The 20,117-nt window shown below is 40.9% G+C and carries 15 protein-coding genes; 11 read left to right on the plus strand and 4 right to left on the minus strand.

What is annotated here, in order from left to right:
* The first annotated feature begins 55 nt into the window (after window positions 1-55).
* On the plus strand, window positions 56-1,267 hold the full coding sequence (locus ACNR9Q_RS03045) for a Pycsar system effector family protein (RefSeq protein ID WP_419213130.1): 1,212 nt from the start codon (window positions 56-58) through the stop codon (window positions 1,265-1,267).
* Window positions 1,268-1,417: 150 nt separating this feature from the next.
* Here the strand turns inward: ACNR9Q_RS03045 and ACNR9Q_RS03050 are convergent, their stop codons facing one another.
* Window positions 1,418-1,531 carry a hypothetical protein gene (locus ACNR9Q_RS03050; RefSeq protein WP_419213131.1) on the minus strand — a complete coding sequence of 38 codons (114 nt, stop codon included), beginning with the start codon at window positions 1,529-1,531 and terminating at the stop codon, window positions 1,418-1,420.
* A gap of 172 nt (window positions 1,532-1,703) precedes the next feature.
* On the opposite strand from ACNR9Q_RS03050, the gene ACNR9Q_RS03055 reads away from it, so the two are divergent.
* The 10 genes from ACNR9Q_RS03055 to ACNR9Q_RS03100 all read left to right on the plus strand — a co-directional run bounded on the left by ACNR9Q_RS03055 (window position 1,704) and on the right by ACNR9Q_RS03100 (window position 10,281).
* Window positions 1,704-1,928: a hypothetical protein gene (locus ACNR9Q_RS03055; RefSeq protein WP_419213132.1), complete on the plus strand. Its 225-nt coding sequence runs from the start codon at window positions 1,704-1,706 to the stop codon at window positions 1,926-1,928.
* Between the two features lie 213 nt (window positions 1,929-2,141).
* Window positions 2,142-2,585, plus strand: coding sequence for a BLUF domain-containing protein (locus ACNR9Q_RS03060; protein ID WP_419213133.1), 444 nt, complete (start codon window positions 2,142-2,144; stop codon window positions 2,583-2,585).
* Between the two features lie 79 nt (window positions 2,586-2,664).
* Window positions 2,665-3,258 carry a DUF4202 domain-containing protein gene (locus tag ACNR9Q_RS03065; RefSeq protein WP_419213134.1) on the plus strand — a complete coding sequence of 198 codons (594 nt, stop codon included), beginning with the start codon at window positions 2,665-2,667 and terminating at the stop codon, window positions 3,256-3,258.
* A gap of 34 nt (window positions 3,259-3,292) precedes the next feature.
* A complete protein-coding gene (locus ACNR9Q_RS03070) occupies window positions 3,293-3,877 on the plus strand; it encodes a precorrin-2 dehydrogenase/sirohydrochlorin ferrochelatase family protein (RefSeq protein ID WP_419214241.1) in 585 nt (194 codons plus the stop codon).
* Window positions 3,878-3,968: 91 nt separating this feature from the next.
* Entirely contained in the window at window positions 3,969-4,643 is a 675-nt protein-coding gene (locus ACNR9Q_RS03075; RefSeq protein WP_419213135.1) for a response regulator transcription factor, read from the plus strand.
* A 3-nt stretch (window positions 4,644-4,646) separates the two neighbouring features.
* Entirely contained in the window at window positions 4,647-5,906 is a 1,260-nt protein-coding gene (locus tag ACNR9Q_RS03080; RefSeq protein ID WP_419213137.1) for a sensor histidine kinase, read from the plus strand.
* Between the two features lie 291 nt (window positions 5,907-6,197).
* Window positions 6,198-6,320 (plus strand): hypothetical protein, encoded by a 123-nt coding sequence (locus ACNR9Q_RS03085; RefSeq protein WP_419213138.1) that lies wholly within the window; start codon window positions 6,198-6,200, stop codon window positions 6,318-6,320.
* 507 nt (window positions 6,321-6,827) lie between these two features.
* Window positions 6,828-8,813 carry an LTA synthase family protein gene (locus ACNR9Q_RS03090; protein ID WP_419213139.1) on the plus strand — a complete coding sequence of 662 codons (1,986 nt, stop codon included), beginning with the start codon at window positions 6,828-6,830 and terminating at the stop codon, window positions 8,811-8,813.
* Complete coding sequence (locus ACNR9Q_RS03095; RefSeq protein ID WP_419213140.1) at window positions 8,810-9,697, plus strand: diacylglycerol/lipid kinase family protein; 888 nt, start codon at window positions 8,810-8,812, stop codon at window positions 9,695-9,697. Before ACNR9Q_RS03090 ends, ACNR9Q_RS03095 begins: the two co-directional genes overlap by 4 nt.
* Before the next feature lie 410 nt (window positions 9,698-10,107).
* Entirely contained in the window at window positions 10,108-10,281 is a 174-nt protein-coding gene (locus ACNR9Q_RS03100) for a hypothetical protein (protein WP_419213141.1), read from the plus strand.
* 304 nt (window positions 10,282-10,585) lie between these two features.
* Here ACNR9Q_RS03100 and ACNR9Q_RS03105 read toward each other — a convergent pair whose 3' ends face one another.
* From ACNR9Q_RS03105 to ACNR9Q_RS03115, 3 genes are all read right to left on the minus strand, one after another.
* Window positions 10,586-11,143, minus strand: coding sequence for a hypothetical protein (locus ACNR9Q_RS03105; RefSeq protein ID WP_419213143.1), 558 nt, complete (start codon window positions 11,141-11,143; stop codon window positions 10,586-10,588).
* A gap of 120 nt (window positions 11,144-11,263) precedes the next feature.
* Window positions 11,264-12,268, minus strand: a complete 1,005-nt coding sequence (locus tag ACNR9Q_RS03110; protein WP_419213144.1) for a PorP/SprF family type IX secretion system membrane protein — start codon at window positions 12,266-12,268, stop codon at window positions 11,264-11,266.
* A complete protein-coding gene (locus ACNR9Q_RS03115; protein ID WP_419213145.1) occupies window positions 12,268-19,815 on the minus strand; it encodes a gliding motility-associated C-terminal domain-containing protein in 7,548 nt (2,515 codons plus the stop codon). The genes ACNR9Q_RS03110 and ACNR9Q_RS03115 overlap by 1 nt, the downstream gene beginning before the upstream one ends.
* Window positions 19,816-20,117: the final 302 nt, after the last annotated feature.

The following is a 20,117-nucleotide window of genomic DNA, read 5'->3' on the forward strand; positions in this document are numbered from 1 at the left end:
CAAGTGTTTGAAAATTATTACATTCATGCATGTTTAGCCTTTTTAAACCCATCGTATGTCAACAATAGTAACTAAAGCAGAAGCATTCGCCACAGAAAAATTAGCTTCAAACTCAGGTCCTAATTATCTGTACCATAACCTAAGGCATACCCAACGTGTTGTCAACAGCACCAAAGAGATTATAGAAGGCGAAAGCATTAGCGATAAAAATGCAGAGCCGTTATTGGTAGCCGCTTGGTTCCATGATCTTGGTTATACCATTACCTATAATAATCATGAGGAACAGAGCTGTGAACTGGCAAAGCAGTTTTTGATGCAACATGATTGTGCCCCAGACTTCATCGATAAGGTGTGCCAACTCATTATGGCGACGTTAAAAAATTATGAACCAAAAAATAAAGAAGAAAAAGTGATCCGTGATGCTGATTCTTCTCACTTTGCCGTAAAAGGGTTTTTATCGACTTCTGAATTATTACGCGAAGAACTTGCTTCGCTTGGTATCCAAAATTATTCTATCGAAGATTGGCGAAACGAAAATGTGCAATTGCTCAGAAGCAAACATAGATACTACACAGATTATGCCATTGAAAACTGGCAACCGGGTAAAGATAAAAATATCAAAAAGCTGGTAAAGGCTAAAAAGAAGAACAAAAAACTCATTAAGAAAGAGAGCTTAAAAGCAAAGTTCAAAGGTGAATTGCCAGATAGGGGCATACAAACTTTATATAGGGTTACCCTGCGCAATCATTTAAAATTAAGTGACATCGCTGATACTAAGGCAAACATACTACTATCTGTAAATGCTATAATAATTTCCATGGCTTTGGCGAACCTAGTTCCTAAGTTAGACAACCCTTCTAATGACTATCTTTTCTACCCCACCTTTTTATTCATCATTTTCAGTATCGTTTCTATGGTAATGTCCATATTAGCCACCAAACCTAATGTTACTTCCGGACAGTTCACAGAGGAAGAAGTAAGTTCAAAAAAGGTAAACCTACTCTTCTTTGGTAACTTTCATAAGATGAAGCTATCACAATACGAGTGGGCTATGAGTCGGTTAATCAAGGATAAGGAATACATCTACAGTTCGCTTACCAAAGACCTTTACTTTTTGGGGCTTGTCTTAGAACGAAAATACAGACTTCTACGTTGGACGTACACGATCTTCATGGTGGGGATGGTGCTTTCTGTAATCGTCTTTGGTATCGCCCTGAAATTTTATGGCCCCGACAGGGTTTTGGAAATCCCTGAAATGCAGCCTTGATACTTTAAAAAGAAGATTGCTTAAAAACAATACATTGGTTTAGTTCCGTACCGCCAAAGCTTCTTTGTTCAATTAGTGTTTTCATTTGAATTTTCCCTGCCTTGCTGCTCCGGTGTCAGCATTATACAACCAGTACATATACACGTATCCCTATTCCTGTTGCGCTGAAGCTCCATAGTATATTTTCTGAAATTTAAACCAGAAAATTACTCCTAAACACATCGCACAAGGTTCATAGCGCGTATATAAAACGCAGTCTTTCAACGAGGTACATTATAGTGTTTTATATCCATTTTGAATGACTAAAATTCTGTAGGTTATGTACAGTCAAACAGTTTTACCACCATTGAAACCTTCTAAAATAATCTCTCCATCTTTAACCATTAACCCACCGAAGCAACCTCCATTGTTTTCTTTTCCTAATTTAACCAAATAAATGAGCTCTGCGTATAAAATGATAGTGCTCAGCACTCCTATAATTAAAACCTATAAAATAGTAAAGAAATTAAGGCATCGTGATCAATGCTTGGAAGATAAAAAAATGAAACATAGTACCACCCCTACCGCAGCAATGACAATTGTGAATTTAATCGTCCTGACCAAAGGTGAATCTCCATCAACATTTCCTAAAGGTCTTTTGGTTTTAAAAGGTACCATATAGTCGGTTTTTCAAGTGTATTCAATATAAGGGGTTAAAAATGAGTTTTTTAACTTAACCGCCTTTTTCATTGACGCTATAAAATTGCTTAAAGTGGCGCTAATATTGTAGGATATCTCTTAAATATCGTTTTACAATAGAACACAAACTTGAAATTTTTGAGTTAATTAAATTTGACCAACGCATGTAATTTAGTTTAAAAAAATTCCGCCACTTATGTTTTCACTTGTTTACCGATCTACAGCTCAAGAAGACTTCAATGATTCGGGGATTAGAAAAATGTTGGAACATGCTAAAAAAAACAATCTAAAAAAGCATATAACAGGTTGTCTGCTATACCATAATAATACCTTCATTCAATTACTGGAGGGAGAAGAGCAGGAAGTACGGAATTTATACCGTCAAATTAAAATGGATTCACGACATAAGGATATTTGTGTTTTACATATCGAAGAAAATATTAATCCATTATTTTCAAAGTTCAGTATGGTCTATAATAACTTGGACGATCTATCGGATCAAATACGACACAAACGCATGTTGTTCGATCAAATTTTCCACAATTCAGACATTATTGGTTCTCCAGGCTCCTCCAAGTTGATTTTATGGGCGCAGGTAAATAAATTGTTGGCCCAAGAAAATAATCTTATGGCCTCCTAAAGCATCCACTACGCACAAAATAAAGAATGGTTTTGGGAATGTAGGCTTTTCTGAATAGCTTTGGGCAAATACATACCTTATGGCGACGACCGATAAATTATTATTAGCTTTTCAACATTTTGATGCCGCCAATAAAGAAGACCCCAATACCGAAGAATATCAAGGAAGGACCTACCCAAAGGAAGTACTCTACGGCATACGTATGACCGAACGGTTAAATGAATTCGACCCTAATGCCTCTGAAGCATTACGTCTAACGGCCCGTTGCCAACATATCTGTAGATGGGAGATTCCCAGAGAATCATACGACATGACCCGCGAAGGGTATTTGCGTTGGCGCCAAGACCTTAAAAAATTCCATGCCGAGAAAGCATCGGAAATCTTGGCAGCCGTGGGCTATGATCAGGACACCATCAAAAAAGTATGCTTTCTTTTAGAAAAGAAACAGCTTAAAAAAAATGCCGATACGCAAGCCTTGGAAGACACTATTTGTCTGGTTTTTTTGGAATATTATTTTGAGCCGTTCGCCCATAAACATCCTGAACAGAAAACCATAGACATCCTTCAAAAAACCTGGCGCAAAATGTCTGATAAAGGACACGATGCCGCCCTAAAATTACCGCTTTCAAAGTTTTCAACGGATTTGGTGTCCAAGGCCCTTTCCAATGAATGAGATGAAGGTAATAGAACCTCATAAAAAAGATAATATGGAGCGTAACGAACTATATCCGGTATTTCTAAAAGTATCGAACCTCAAAATTTTAATTGTAGGCGGCGGCAACGTAGCCCTTGAAAAATTGACCTTCCTGTTAAAATCGAGCCCTAGCGCACGGGTGGAAATGGTATCCCCTATGTTCAGGGAAGAAACGATTGCTTTGGCCGATAAATTCAGAATTAAAATGTACGTTGCTCCCTATGATAAAAGCTTCCTAGAAGGCAAGCATATCGCCATCGCCACAACAGATAATGTGCCTGTTAACGAGCAGGTCTATCATGATTGTAGAGCAAGACAAATTCTTGTAAATGTGGCCGATAATCCGCCGTTCTGTGATTTCTATATGGGTGGTATCGTTACCAAAGGCAACGTCAAAGTAGCAATTTCAACGAACGGACAATCTCCAACTACCGCAAAACGCTTACGCCAATTTTTCGAGGATGTGATTCCCGAAAACATAGATGACCTGGTCAAAAACCTCAACGAATACAGAAAGACAATAAAAGGTGATTTCGAGGAAAAAGTTGAAACGCTCAATGAGTTTACCAAAGGTCTGGTGGGCAAAAAGAAAGAGTGATTTTTTTTATCCATCCTAACTTTCTCCCCCTACTAATTCTTAAGGATTTCTTTAGATATGCATTGTATATTTATAACCTATAGCCCAAGTTATGAAAATACTTATTGCGGAAGACGAGGCAGTGCTACGAAAATCTATAGCCACGTATCTTAACGACGATGGTAATATTTGTGAAACAGCAGCTGATTATAATGAGGCCGCTTACAAGACAGACCTTTATGCATACGATCTTGTTTTACTAGACCTAAATCTAGTAAGTGGTAACGGACTCGATATTTTAAAAATGCTAAGGGAGGAAAAAAAAGAAACCGCTGTCATCATCATTTCGGCAAATAATTCATTAGAGGACAAACTAAAAGGACTGGACATAGGTGCGGATGATTACCTCACCAAACCATTTCATTTAGCAGAACTCAACTCCAGAATTAAAGCTGTACTTCGTCGTGGTAAATTTGGGGGTAATGATAGTCTGTTGTTCAATGAAATTCGGATAGATACCAAATCTAAAAATGTATTTGTAACCAATGAGTCGATTTCACTGACCCGAAAGGAATATGATTTGCTTGTATTTTTTATGACCAACAAAGATCGTGTGCTTTCCAAAGAAATTATCGCCGAACACCTGTGGGGCGATAATAGCGACTTGATGGACAACTATGATTTTATCTATGTACATATCAACAATCTTCGCAAAAAACTAGGCGAAATAGGTTCGAAATACATTCAGACCGCTTACGGCAGCGGGTACCGATTTAAAGAAGATTAAAAGATGGTCAAAGAACAACGTAAAATAAAACTGCTGAGAAAAAGCTCTAGACCTTTTCTGTGGATCAGTTTTGGATTACTCGCCATTAGCGCCCTTGTTCTTTATTTCTATTTACGATTTCTATTGAGAAATGCTGTAGAAGAAGAATTACGCTCTACAGTGGGCCGGGTTGAAAATTCAATCAAAACACAAGGTTCTTGGTATGAATTGCCGCCAATCGTTGAGGTCGCCATGGTATCAAAATTAGGAAAGGAACAGATCAAAGACACCTTAATGTACGACCCCTCTCAGAATGAATTAGAGGAATTTAGGGAGTTAAACACCTACATGGGTTGGAAAGGGGAAAATTACCGCATTACGGTGCGGGCATTGATTGTAGAGTCCAATGAAATTTTAATAACCGTAAATATTTTATATGGGACCATAACGGTACTGGTATTTCTATTTTTATATTATTTCAATAATAAAGCTACACAAAAACTTTGGTTCCCATTTTTCGAGAACCTCAACAAAATGAAACAATTTTCCGTTTCCTCTCAAGACCCTTTACTACTAATGGATAGTGATATTCTTGAATTCACGGAGTTGAACACAGAAATAACCACCCTTACAGAAAAAGTACAATCCGATTATAAAAACCTGAAGCAATTTACCGAAAACGTATCGCACGAACTTCAAACGCCTTTGGCGATTATACAGGCTAAAATAGATACCATTATCAACGGGGAAGGTCTCAACAATTCGCAATTTGAGCAGTTGTCCTCCATTCAAAAAGACATTCAGCGACTTAAGCAATTGAACAAAAGACTTGGTTTACTATCCAAAATTGAGAATGAACAATTTACAAACGTAAAACCTTGCAAGTTGAACGAGGTACTACGTGACCGAATAGAGCACCTTTCCGAACTGTATCCGGCAAAAATTATATTGAACGTCCAAAAAGAAACCATCGTAATTATGGATGCTCATCTTGCCGAAGTGCTTTGCGACAATTTACTATCGAACGCTATAAAATATGCGACCCCTAATACGCCCATAACCATTGATTTACAAAAAAATGCACTGACCGTTAAGAATAAAGGCACCTGTGCCATTTTAAAACCTGAACTATTGTTCAACAGGTTTTATAGGGAAACCGATGAATTGAAATCAACCGGTCTAGGTCTTGCTATCGTAAAAAAAATATGCGATTTCTATGGCTTTACCCCTTCCTATAGCCATGAAAATGGGACACATAACTTCATCGTGAACTTTGAAGTATAAATTAATTCTTCAAATTATCTTTAGATTCTTTTCTTATACTCACTTCGAATTTCGTGTTATTAACGGAAAATAAGGCCTTGTTTTTATTCTTTGGGGATGGGGTCCTTTAAAAATAATTCATTGCAGACGGCTTAAACTTCAGTTCTACTCTAGCAAAATTGCGCTCAAAACAGGTGTTCAATTATTGAAATAGGTGCACGCGGTCGTGATATTGCCGAGCGCTACTAAACGGAAAGTACGTACCGCCTAAGAAAATTATTTAGGACTCTATGAGCTTAATCTTTGAGTTAAATGAAAAATTTTAATAAAGTCGCTCAAATCACATTAATATTCTGGTTAATGAAAATCGTAGCCAACACCTTGGGCGATTTTATCGCTCAAACCTTCGGTTTGGGCTATAGGTTGGAGTTTTAATTCCCCTCACTTTTTTCGGAATTGTCTTGATGATTCAATCGAACCAAAAAGGATATCTCCCTGTTTGGCTTTAGTTGATCCTTATGGCTACGACCACATTGAGTACAGAAATTTCAAATTTTTATTCATCCTTAATAAAAAGGTCTTTATTCATGGCCTACATAGAAAACGAACTACTCAAATAAGAAATTCATAAGATTTTCCCCGACCATGATATGGTCGTGTTCGAACCTCCATTACAACTTAAAAAAAAGTTAGGACTCGGTTTATTGTATTTAAGCTCTGATAGTACCCGTTCTTAAAACCAACTTCAGATTTAACCCTTACTTTAGATTTGTGATTTTCTGCCAGAAGGAGATTATGAGAGCACTAAAGCATTAAAAATAAGGGTTTTTCTAGCAGTATTTATGTTTAGATCATTACCATACAATTTACGCACAGGTAAAAACTTTAAAATTTCTTTAGAATCGTGGCCTACATTTATTTCTTGTCAAACAACTTAAACACATGCGGTCCTCTCTTTTTCCAAAGCGCTATTCGCTGCTAAAAGCATTCGTTTTCTTATTTCTTGTGCTTTCTACGCTACTTCGATTAATTTTTTTCTTTTGGAATTTTCCTGAGGTAGACGCTCATATCGGTGCCCTGCTTAAAACGCTTACGATAGGGTTTTTATTCGATTTGGGTACACTATCAATATTCTTATTGCCGTTTTTAATATACCTACTGTTGGTCCCGAAAAAATGGTACGGCAGCATTCCTGACCGAATTATAACATGGTTCGGATTCTTTTTAGCCTTGGTCATTATATTTTTCTCCTTTTTTGGGGAATTTACCTTTTGGGAAGAGTTTCAACGTCGGTATAATTTTATCGCCGTTGATTACTTGATCTATACCTATGAGGTAGTCAAGAATATTAACGAATCCTATCCTTTGCCTTTATTATTAGGGTCTTTACTTTCATTGGTAGCTTTAGTACTTTACGTTGTGCATAGAAGTGGATATTTTAAGAGAACCTTTCAAAACGACACCATGTTCAAACAACGGTTCATTGCTAGCCTACCTTGGCTCGCCATAGCTATTGTATTTGGGTTCTTTATCACGAACGACCAAGCAGAATGGTCAAAAAACAGGTATAACAACGAACTGTCAAAAGCGGGCATCTATTCCTTTTTCGCCGCTTTTAGAAATAATGAATTAGCCTACTCAGAATTTTACGCCACCCTACCCAAAAAAGAGGCATTCAAAATGGTCAGGGAACAATATACCCCTCTTGCTGATTCGTTTAAACATAAAGACGGTGAAGACATATTAAGAACTATCCATAGCAATGACACCTCTACAACTGAATTCCATCCGAATATCATATTTATATGTATTGAAAGTTTGAGTGGAAAATTCATGGGCGGCTTGGGCGGTGATCAAAATATCACCCCAATATTGGATTCCATAGCCAACAAAAGTCTCTTTTTTTCCAATCTATTCGCAACAGGGACCAGAACCGTAAGGGGCATGGAGGCGATTACCCTATCTGTACCCCCAACTCCTGGCCGTAGTATCGTAAAACGCAAGAACAACACTGGCCTCTTCACCATTGGCGAGGTGTTCAAGAGAAAGGGCTATGACCGTAATTTCTTTTATGGAGGAGATGGGTATTTCGACAATATGAACACTTTTTTTGGCGGTAACGGATTTAACATTGTCGACAGGGGCCGCGGATTTTTATTGGATAAGGATATTACCGTAGCACGCACTAATATTGAAGACGAAGAAGTCACATTTGAAAATGCTTGGGGCGTCTGTGATGAAGATGTCTATGCCAAGGTCCTTAAAGAAGCAGATAAGGCATCTCAAACTGGGAAGCCTTTTTTTGACTTTGTAATGACGACCTCTAATCATAAACCTTTTACGTATCCCGAAGGTAAAATAGATATCCCCTCAGGAACGGGAAGGAACGGTGCCGTAAAATATACAGATTATGCAATTGGTGCGTTTTTAAAGGAAGTAAGCACTAGGTCTTGGTTTAAAAATACGATATTCGTAATAATGAGCGATCATTGTGCCAGTAGCGCCGGTAAATGGGAATTGGATGTAGCGAATTACCATATTCCCGCCCTGATTTATAATCTACCGGATATGCCCGCAAAAAATATAACTACACTTTGTTCTCAAATTGATGTATTTCCAACACTGTTCGCAACCCTGGGATGGGAATATGAAAGCAACCTATTTGGTATGGATATTTTACATATGAACCCTGCAAGTGAGCGCGCACTAATTGGAAACTATAGAAAGTTGGGTTATATGAAAGATGGAAAAGTATTGGTCTTGGGCGATGGTGAAACGGTTAATTTTTATGAATGGAATTCAGAGGACAACAGTTTACAGATAAAACCAATTGAGGAATCTTATAAAAAAATAGCCATTTCCAACTATCAAGTAGCGGACGAACTCTACCATAATGGTGGGCTTCAATTAAAAAACCTAAATAAGTGATACGGATCCATTTTATAGTGAACCCCATTGCTGGTCACGGTAATTCTTCGTTGACCAATGAAGATTTGGAACCCTATTTTATAAAAGGTGTTCATCAGTTGACTATAAAAGTATCTGAGTACAAAGCTCATGCTACCATATTGACACAGGAATCCATTACTGAAAATGCCCATATTATCGTCGCCTGTGGAGGTGACGGTACCATCAACGAAGTAGCTTCCTGTTTAATCGGTACGGATATCGCTCTAGGTATTTTGCCCATGGGATCGGGTAACGGACTCGCCTCCAATCTTAAGATTCCGAAAAATAGACGAAAGGCTTTAGAGATCATACGTGATAAACATGAAGAACGCATAGACGTTGGGCGCATCAATGACCGCTATTTTTTTAGTAATACCGGGGTGGGTTTTGATGCGAGTTTGATCAAACATTATGAGTCATCTGAAAAAAGAACCCTATTGGGCTACATTCGTGCCTGCGTTTTGACTTTTAGGGATATAAAAAAGAACGATCCATTGACCATAAGTATAAACGATGAATTGCCAATGTCGAGTCCTTTTATTATACTAATTTCCAACTCCAATGAAATGGGGTATAAGTTAAGTCTAACCCCAAAAGCATCATTGCAGGATGGCATGTTAGATGTATTGGTCATCAAAAAAATTGGTCGTATAAAAATGCTTTGGCTAGGCTTTTTAATACTTATTCGAAAAGTACAATGGTTAAAGGAATCTAAGAGTTTTCAGACCAAAACGATTCATCTGCAACGCCCACAAGCACTGTTCTTTGATACCCAAGTCGACGGGGAACACCATCGGATAGAAAAAAACATTTTGACCGTTTCCTTGTTAGAAAAATCCTTGTGTGTGCTAACCGCAAAGTGATTGCTGTATTTGTTCGATAACTTTAGATTTTCTTTAGGATTTATTGCTACATTTTCAATGTAATCAAAACTTGAGTAACCTATGTGCTTTAAATATGCTTATCGAATTCTGGTATCCATCCTTTCATTTATTCTTTTTCTAGAAATTTTTTCGAAAGCCCAAGGGCAGAGCAAACCCATTCAGGGCCAATAGATGTACTTTTAGTGGCAATGCCCTTAACCGAATTTGCCAGTAGCCTAATCATAGGTGATTATAAGGTACCTGACAATTTACTTACCCAAGCTATAACCATAGGTCTGAAGTATACTACGGATAAAAAAAAGGCCTTATAATAATGGAGATAGGGCTTTCCCCTCTGGGCATACGTCAACCCCTTTTCAAAGTGCGGCCTATATCCAAAAAAGATATGGATGGAGTTATGGTATACCTGCCTATTTATTGGCAAGTTATACGGCTACTGCCGTATCAATGCACAAAAACATGACGGCTGGGAAGTACTTGCCGGAGCCGTTATCGGTATAAGCAGTGCCTATATTTTCACCAACACTTACCAAAAGGAACCTATGAGCTCAGTTTTGCAATGATACGGATCGCTTTGCGCTCGGCCTTGTCTACAAGTTTTAAATTGTCAACAGAACTCACTATATCTCGGCACCGATGAAAGGACTAACAAAGTCCGGTCATGATGGTGATGTATAAGGGGATGCAGCCGTAAAGTCCTAAGGTAGTTTTCAACCCACAGTTGATCATTACCAATTGGCCAAAAACCTAATCTTACATCCCATTATTAAACGAAACACACCAAAACGGTCTAAAGAAACTTCGATTCTACCGAACCTAAAAAACCATAGCGATTTACTACGGGTTTTGTATTCAAATGAATTTTAATTATTTATCGGCCTGGGCATGGTACTTATCGTGACTACAACTGTAATGTGCGAACTCGGCAGCATAGGCCGCTGCATCAGCGGCACCCTGAGCTTCCCTGATCAACCGTTGCGCCATTCTCATATGGTATTGCAAATTACCCAAATTCTTAGCGGTAGAAGCAAGCTTCACATTGTCAAACGCCTCACTTGCAAAATCACGTGCGTCAATAGTATGGCTTTCGGCATCGATGGTATAACTCATGGCTTCCGCCAACCCACAACGCTCCGATTCATATTGCGCTTCAGACACTAAGGTTACGGCCTCATCGGCAGCGGTCAAGGCTTTTCCCAATAACAACTTTACTTCTTTTGTATTTGAACGTGCGGTACCTAACTGAGCGCCGAACGCAGCAATTTCTGATGAGGTATGTAACGAATCGGTCAATTTTCTCATTTGAAGCATATAGCTTTGTACATCTTGTATTTCACTTTTAAACACCTCGCACTGGGCTCGGGTATACCCTGAAGTACAAAAAAGTATTAGGGTTACCTTCAAGTAGGTTTTGATCTTGTTCATTATTCTGGGGTTACTTTTTTATAGTTTGATAGTAGGGGATGTAGCCCTAACGTTCATCCTTAGGCGTACAGCACTAAAAAAGGTAAAAAGGTTCAATACCATCCTTTAGCGAAAAAATAGCTATTCATAAAATTTACTGTAATCTTTTCTTCCGCGTTCACCGAACCTTGAAATATCAAAGACCAGAAACAGTTCCAAGGCTTTCGGTAAAAACATTTTAGAAGTGCTACCGAAAGGCATTCTATAATTTAAACCAAACTCAAAGGTTTCTAACGTAATACTGCTAGCAAAACCTATTTCTGTGAATGAAGCCGATTCCAAAAAACTAAAATGCTCGTTGACGCCTAAACATATATTCCCTAATTGTAGGTCTTGATAAAAATCTAAGCGGGTACTTGACCCTTGTATTGACACCGTATTGAACAAATACAAATAGGTGTATTCAGGCAATTTTAATTGACCATATTGGTTGATGTTCCATTCGTATCCAAACTGACCCGAAACCAGCATTTTTAAATTGACCCTATCATCACTTTCTTCCGAGGATAATTTTGGCTGGTTCAAATGCTTTGCCGAAAGGCCAAATACCATATTCAAATCGTTGTGCATAATGACCGATGCTCCTAAATCTAGATAACCAATAGATCGTGAGGCTGCTGTTGGGTCGATTGTATTTGCACTAATTTGACCTGAAAATATGTCTATTTGGTCTTGAAAGGTAAGATTGTTGAAATCGAACTTATAATTACTATATCCTGCCGTTATGCCAGGATACAATAACCATTCATTGGGCAACTGTAATTTATACATGTAACTGATGGCCGCAGACGTATAATTGAACCCACTATTTTTAAGATTATTAGTGAACAGATCAATACCCAATTCAAAATTATATTCCTCAAAAAAAGTGGAGCCAAAAGCATATCTATGCTGTGATTGATTGCCTTGGTTCTGGTTGGCCAATTCTCCTAAAACCCCAATCTTGGTCTTCTCTTTAAAAGCATGAAAACTTGGGTTCAAGAATACGGGCACCTTACTAAGGTTATGAATGTATTTATCTTGGGCATTAACGCCCAAGGTTATAAAAAGGACTATAAAGGTTAACTGCTTAAGTCTTTTGATCATTATCTTAAGATTGTGGCTTCGCCAGTTTCGGTTATTTGTTTATTGTCTCCTGTGGTGCCCACGAATATATATCTAAAAGATAGGTTTTCATATACATTGCCATTACTGTAATTTCCATCCCATCCCCAATTTATAGGCAAGTCGTTAAAGTCGTGGGCTGTACTAAACACCAGCGCACCCCACATGTCGTATATCTGGAAGGTAAAGGAGGAAACGCCTGTGAACTCCCCTTGGAAATAATCGTTGATACTATCTCCATTGGGCGAGAAAACGTTGGGGAACATGACCTCATAGCCAGAACCGATCTGTACGGTCTGTACCATGTCCCTACTACATCCTTGGTCATTAAAAACACTAAGGGTAATATCAAAGACGCCAGGAAAATCAAAATTATGGATGGTCAAGGTACCGTCCGTTTCAGGGTCAACGGTAACCAAAGCGCTGCCATCACCAAAATCCCATGTAACGTAGGCATAGTCACCTTCGCTTGTATTTAAGAACCGTACATCTTCTTTGGCCAATAAAAGTCCTGTGACATCAAACTCTGTCGAACTATAACTAAAATTCGGTTCGGTAACATCTATACTCAGTGGAGCGGTAAACCCACAACCAAAATCGTTGACCACATTTAAAGATCCATTGGCTACCGGGTCTGCAATTTGAATGGAATAGGTATCAGGGGAAGTTTCGACCCCTGGAACCAAAACCCCTTCGTAATAAAAACTAAGGTCTCCCCCCTGACTATTGAATATGGTTGCCGTAATGCTTCCCGGGTCTCCAGAACATAAAGAGGCATCAAAATAAGGGCCATCCACCAAACGAAGTGATTCCGCCTTATTTATAGTGATCAGTTCTTGATACCTATACGAAGAATCCGTTTGATCACATCCCGGAATAGTACTGGTAATGGTTAAGCGAAGTCTTCCTTCAGGCAAGCCATTTAACCGCAACGTGTTTTGCGCCAATGGCGTAAATACGGGGTTTGGATTGTCACCAGTACCCGGTTGTTCCTGCTCCCAAACAATACTGTATGGCCTCTTACCTCCATTGATGGTAATGGCTATGGCTCCGTCATCATTGGCGCCACAACTTACCGGGGTAATCGTTTTACTTACGGTAATAGGGTCATAGGTTGGGGTAAAGGTGAATTCCAGTTCTTGGGATTCACAATTGTTCCCATCGATAATGGTAAGGAAATAACTTCCGGATGCTGCATCAAAGGTGGTGATATCCTGTGCCGAAAAATTATTGGGGCCTCGCCATTCGAATAAATAATAGGGTTGATTGTTCGTGTCATAAAACGGTGTTCCACCCGTAATTAAATTCTCGTCCAATGCGAACGGATAATCTCCTGCGCATGGCTCGATCGTAAATGACATTGTACCGTTATACGTAATAGGTTCCGATCGTTGCAAGGTGAAGGTCTGTACTGCACATTGATTGGCATCGGTTACCGTAATCACATGACTATCATTTGAAAGTCCGGTGATGACCACTTGGCTCGTGCTGAACATAACCGCCGTATTTCCATCGACCGAATATTCGTAAGGTGCCGTACCTCCGCTCACTTCAACGGTAAAACTGCGTTGGGCATTCGCCGCATAACATTGTGCACCATTGGTCACCACCTCTGTAGCCGTAAAAACTTCAGGAGCTGTAATCACAATGGTCTGCCTTGCGGTACACGGTGCATTTGGATCGCTATTGATATCGGTTACTACCACCTCATAACTACCCGGACCTAAATTCGTTAAATTGGTGCTATTGGTGGCAAAGCTTGTACCGTTCTTAAACCAATTGATCTGTATTTGACTGCTGGCATCGGACGTTATTTGAATTCCTATTTCGGCATCGGTATCACCGGCACATCGTAATTGCTGGTTCACTACTTGTACATTCCGTATTTCTAACTCAGATTTAGATGCAATGTTGGCCGTGTAGGTGGCAGAACATCCTATTTGATCCGTGACGGTTAATACATACACACCTGGGGCCAGATTGTTGATGTTTTGGGTATTGTATACCGCATTGTCAGGGCCGGTCCAACTAAAGTTGTAGGGCGATTTTCCCCCGGTTACCGTGACGGCACCGTTATTTAGGCTGATACTCCCATCATTCTGTCCAAAACAAGTCACATTTTTAGCGACCACCGAGGCTTCATCGAACTGAAGTCCGAAAGGAAGGGTCACTGATTTTGACTCGGCAATGGCACAGGTAGACCCTTTGACGGAAACCGTATAGGTTGCGCCCCCGGTAAGACCAGTATAGGTAATACTTGGATTATTGGACGTATTTACGGTTGTGGTTCCATTAGGCCGCGTTAAGGTAAAGGTAAAGGGAGCTATACCGCCGGTACTGTTGGCGGTCAAGGCCGTATTACAGGTATCGGCGATATCCAAAGTCAGTTCATCGGGTTCGGTAATCAAGAAGGGTTCTGAGGTAATGCCACAAAACTCGTTATAGACGGTCAAGAAGTAAACCCCTGCGGTCAAATTTGAAATACTTAAGGTGGAGGCCGTAAACGAATTATCGCCCGCCTTTACCCATTCATAGGTGTTGGCCATCCTGTTTTCTTGCGTGATGACACTAGAGGCTCCTGCATTGTTGGTGCTGTCGGTACTTGCGAAGGCGGTAAAACCAATACCTTCAATTTTTGCGGTCAATAAAAGTTCATTCGCATTGGCCGATGCATTTACCGGACTCAATCGATTGCCCGTTGCCTGATTTATTTCCTGAACCAAAGCTTGTACAATTTCATCATTAGTCTGTGTAAGGTTTGAACCATTCAAGGTCACTTGGTGCTCATAAACAATATTATCGATAATAATGCTGTACGTACTCCCCAGTTCAGGTGTTCCAAACAAGGTAACCGTATTTATCTGTTCCTGGGCCGTGTTGCCCCCTGTAATCCTTCCATTAGGGATAACAATACTACCGTCGGCTCCGCCAAAACAACTCACATTGGTAATGTCATCCGAAATGATCGCATCATTATCGATAATGGCATATGGTATCACCGTCACCAATACCGGTGCCGTAGCATCGGTACAATTAACCCCGTTCAAACTACTGGTAACGACCCTTTTAAAATAGGTGGATGTGGTCAAGGTCGTTGGTGGTAAAAAATTAGGCTGCGTAGCCCCTGCTACCGCTGTATAAGTCTGGTCGTCTGGAGAGGACCACCACTGGTAAGACAATTGTCCGGCACCCGTTGCTCCGTTCACCTCAACAAGGGCCGTGGGTTGACTACCTTCACAAACCGACTGGTTGCCTACGATATCGCCAGCTTCTACTTTGTTCACAATAACCTTGACGACATTCGTTTCTGAAAAGCAGGTTAAATTATTCAAAGAAGTTCGGGTTATCCTACGCTTATAAAACATGGTCTGTGTAAGTGCCGGAGGTGAAAAAGAGGTGTCAGTAATTTCCATATCCTTATAAATAATCCCATCTACTGAGGAGTACCATGAAATGTCTCCAAAATTGCTGTCACCCGTAACCGTTAGGGACACCGGCACATCTCCTTCACAGATGGTCTGGTCACTGTTCAACGTGCCGGGAACAATCTCTTCCGCAACGGCGATGGTTATCGTATTACTATCTTCGGTACATTGCACTCCGTTAAACGTTGAAATGGCCGTGCGTTTGAAATAGCGTGTCGGGAAATTCCCCGCTTGTGGATCATAGGTACTATTTACGGCTCCCACAATGATATCCCAAGTAGTATTATCCTCGGATGAATACCATTGGTAGCTGAGAACGCCCCTTGCCGTGCCTTCCGTTTCTGAGTTTAACAGGGCAGGGTCTTCCCCAAAACAAATCTGTTGATCTTCTGAGATGGTTCCGCCAGTTACCGCGTTTACAAAAATATGGATGATATTGCTAAATCTTTTGGGACCACATCGTACCCCTTCTACTTTAGCAAAATAAGCTCTACGGTAATATTTATCGGCTGTAAGCGCAGTGTTCGGAGCATAGGTTGGACTTGTAGCGGCAGAAATCTCGGCAAACACTGTTCCTTCATCGGAAACTTCCCACTGAAAGTCAAAGTTTGTTCTTTCATAATTATCATTATCCTCGATTAAAGATTCATCTCCCAAGGTCGGCGGTGTTTCTCCGGTACAAAGGGTAATATCATCACCGATAAAATCGGCTTGTGGCACCACTACAGTAATGGTATTGCTATTGACCTCACAGGTAGTTCCGTTTATATTTTCACTATAGGTGGTGCGTACATATCGTGTGGTGGAATTTATGGCGGCCGTTGGTGTAAAATCTATTGAAGTAGCACCTGATATTGCCGTGCCATTGGCAAACCATTGATAGGATAAGGTACTTCCACTGGACGCGGTCAATTGTTGCATACGGCTTGGAACGGTACCTCTACATACGGTCTCAAAACTTAAATAATCAGGAGCCGTATTTGCTAAGGTATTTGGATTAGTAGTTTCAATTTTACCGCCATTAGCGATACCGGCATCAATAAATCGCAAGGTATTACTGGTTACATCACACGATACGCCATTGAGGGTAGAAGTGGTTATCCTTCTATAATAAATATCGGCATTTACGGCCGGTGCGTCATATAAGGCATTCGTCGCACCAGAAATATCCGAAAAAGTAACATTATCGTTAGACACTTGCCATTGGTAGCTCAAATTCCCGGAGGCGATCAAATCAAAATTGACATCAAAAGCGGCTGGATCGGCCTGGTTACAAATTTCAAAAGGAGCCGTTGAACCATTGGAAAAGGTAATACGATGGTTGACCGCATCATCAAAGCGGTTAACATAAACGATAACAGGTTGCGTAACGACGTCACAGGTTGTGCCTTGAAGTGTGGCGGTGGCCCTTCTTCGATAATACGTTTGTAACTCATCTGTAATCGCTGGAGTATAGGTTGCCTGATTGGCTCCCGCAATGGTTCCCCATGTCGCATTATCCAGTGAGCTTTCCCAGGAATAGGTAATGGATCCGTTCGAAACTGCATCTGCAGTACTCGTTAGGGGCGGTACACTTGCACCCCCACAGACCGTTTGGGTCTGCCCGATGCTCCCTTCGGATAGCGATAAAAGCGTTACCAAGGTTGGAGTGCTCATAGCGGTACACGTATTACCCCCCGTGGTTTGGTTCACTTCCCTACTGTAATAGGTCGAAGCCGATATTCCCCCTGAAAAACTTAAGGTTTCTCCGGTTTCTCCCGCTATAGGCGTATAATTTATATTGTCTGTCGAAGAAAACCACTGAAAGGCAATACCTGTGCCTGCAGCTGTTCCGTTGGTGACGCTTAACGACGTTGGGGCTTCCCCTTCACAAACCGTCTGTGCGGCAGACCCATCCCCGCCGGAAATGGATCCGGCTACAGTGATGGTAATCCCATTGGTATAGGTCGTACATGTTTTTCCGTTTAGTACACTAGAATCCAATCTTCTAAACACTGTGGTAGCTGCCAAGACCCCTGGGGTGTAGGTAGCGCCAGTGGCCCCCGCTATGGAACTATAATTAGAACCGCCATCGGTAGAGGATTCCCAAGCATAGGAAACCGTTCCTGCGGCCGATGTATTGCTTAAACTTAGGAGCGAATTGGGTGTTTCCCCGGCACATACATTTTGATTTGAACCTATCACCCCAGCGGTGATAGCATTCACAAATACGGTGCTTTCCGTAGAAAAATCGGTACAGACTTTTGCGTTATTGGAAACAATGGTCTGCCTTCTGTAAGTTGTAGTAGTACCGGGCGCGGACGCAAAACTTAGGTTCGCATCGGTTTCCCCCACCATATTGGCAAAATTTCCCGCTGTTTTTGACTGCCATTGGTAGCTACTGTTCGGTGTGGCGGCACTGGCATTGGCAATGCTGATCGAATTAGGTATTTCTCCCGCGCAAATGGTCTGATTGGCCGATGCATCGCCCCCGTTGATTTCGGCCAAAACTTGGATGGTGATTTCATTGGTGGTCTCTGCACAGGTAAATCCGTTAAGTTCTATACTATCCAATCTCCGGAAAGATGTGTTCTGCTGTAAGGATCCTGGTTGGTAAGCAGTGGTAGTTGCCCCATTTATAGCGACCCAAGTACTCCCGTTAAACTGTTGCCACTGATAACTAATGGTTCCAGTTCCGGTGGCATCGGCATCCGAATTTATGGCAGATGGAGATTCATTATAACAAATGGTCTGGCCGCCTGAAATGCTACCAACCTTAAAATTACTATAGGTAATGGTCGCTACTGTACTTACGCCTTCACAACTTGCCCCCGAAACCGTGGTGATTCTTCTGTAACGGCTTACACCAGGAGTAAGATTACTACTGGCATCAAAATTAAGTTGTGTAGCTCCAGGAATATCTTCCCAAGTTCCTAAATTATCTTTTTGCCATTGGTAGGTGCCATTATTTTCCCCATTGTTGACGGTCAATAACTGTAGCTCAGATAACGTACAGATATTCTGGTCGGTTGTGGTGCCTCCCGCCACTACAGAATTGACCACAATGGTCACGGGTTCGGTGTCTGCATCGCAGGTCACCCCGTTGAATACATTTGTAATCCTTCGTTTAAAGGATGTGGTTCTTGAAAGGGTGCCGGGCTGATAAAAAGTGTTGGTAGCCCCGTTAATGATATCCCAAGTACCGGCATCGTTTTGATACCATTGGTAGCTGGCCGTACCACCCACGGTAACCGCTACATCGCCCGAAGTACTTAATTGTTGTGGGGTTTCTGTAGCGCAAATATTTTGCCCTGTACCCGAAGTGATAGTACCCGGATCTATTTCATTGACCGTAACGGTAGCCTCTGTACTGGTAAGGGTACAGGTTTCCCCATTAACGGTAAAGGTGGTATTTCTTCTAAATCTGCTAATGCCGTTAGGAAAGGTGTTGGTGTCGATCACCAAAATTTCCGTATTGGAATTGGGAATGGCCGTCCAACCTCCGTTTTGCTGTTCTTCCCAAAAATAGGTCCTACTCTGCGTAACGGTATCGCCCGTAACACTAATGTTTTGTACATCCGTTGTTTTACAGACTTGCTGATTAACCCCTTCTCCGCCACTTAAGGCATTAAACACGATCGGCGCCAAGGGCTGCCCATCGGTTAGTCCATTGAGATTGTTGGGATTTCCGTCGAGTGCATAGCTTAGGGTTCCGTTCGTAACGGTGCCCGATAGTAATTGTATACGTACATTTTCTAGGGTCAATTGATCTATACTGGCTTCTGCGACAACGGTGACGTTGATTTCCAATTTGGTATTGTCACCCGCAGCTTGGGCCACTGTTGCACTGGTGATATCGGCACCCGAAATAGCTGTAGTGGTTGCGGTAATCTGAAAATTTGACGGTGCCTCTACAAAGAAGGTATACGTACCTGCCTTGAAATTGGTAGCACCGGTTTCCGAAAGGACCAAGTCACCTAAAATCAGTTCAGCTTGTGGCAAGGCATCACCACAGGTGTCAAAATTTCGTTGTTGTACTGTCGTCGTAATTTGAGCGAGGCCGTTCCAAGTGATAAGCTGAAACATAAAGGTCAAAAAGACCAATTTTATTATATATTTTGTCATTTTTTGTTTACCGTTTTTGCACGAAGACTCAAGTGAACTCTCTTACCTATGTTTGTAAGAAATCACTTAATAACGAAAAACTGCCGCCTTCTATTGTATTATAGCCCAACAAAATGCATAGATCGATGACCGACAGAGCTTATTAAAATCTGTTTTAGTGCCCAGAACCAACAAAATGCTACTACGTAAAACCAGACCTAATTAGAATTGCGAAATTGAACGGGACCCCTTTCACTACCTGTTAAGAAAATCTTCTGAAAAAACACCCTCGTTCTTAAGAGGCTAACACTCGTATTTTCTTT

Origin of the sequence: Maribacter sp. X9 (assembly GCF_048537565.1) — a bacterium.
Classification (GTDB): domain Bacteria; phylum Bacteroidota; class Bacteroidia; order Flavobacteriales; family Flavobacteriaceae; genus Maribacter.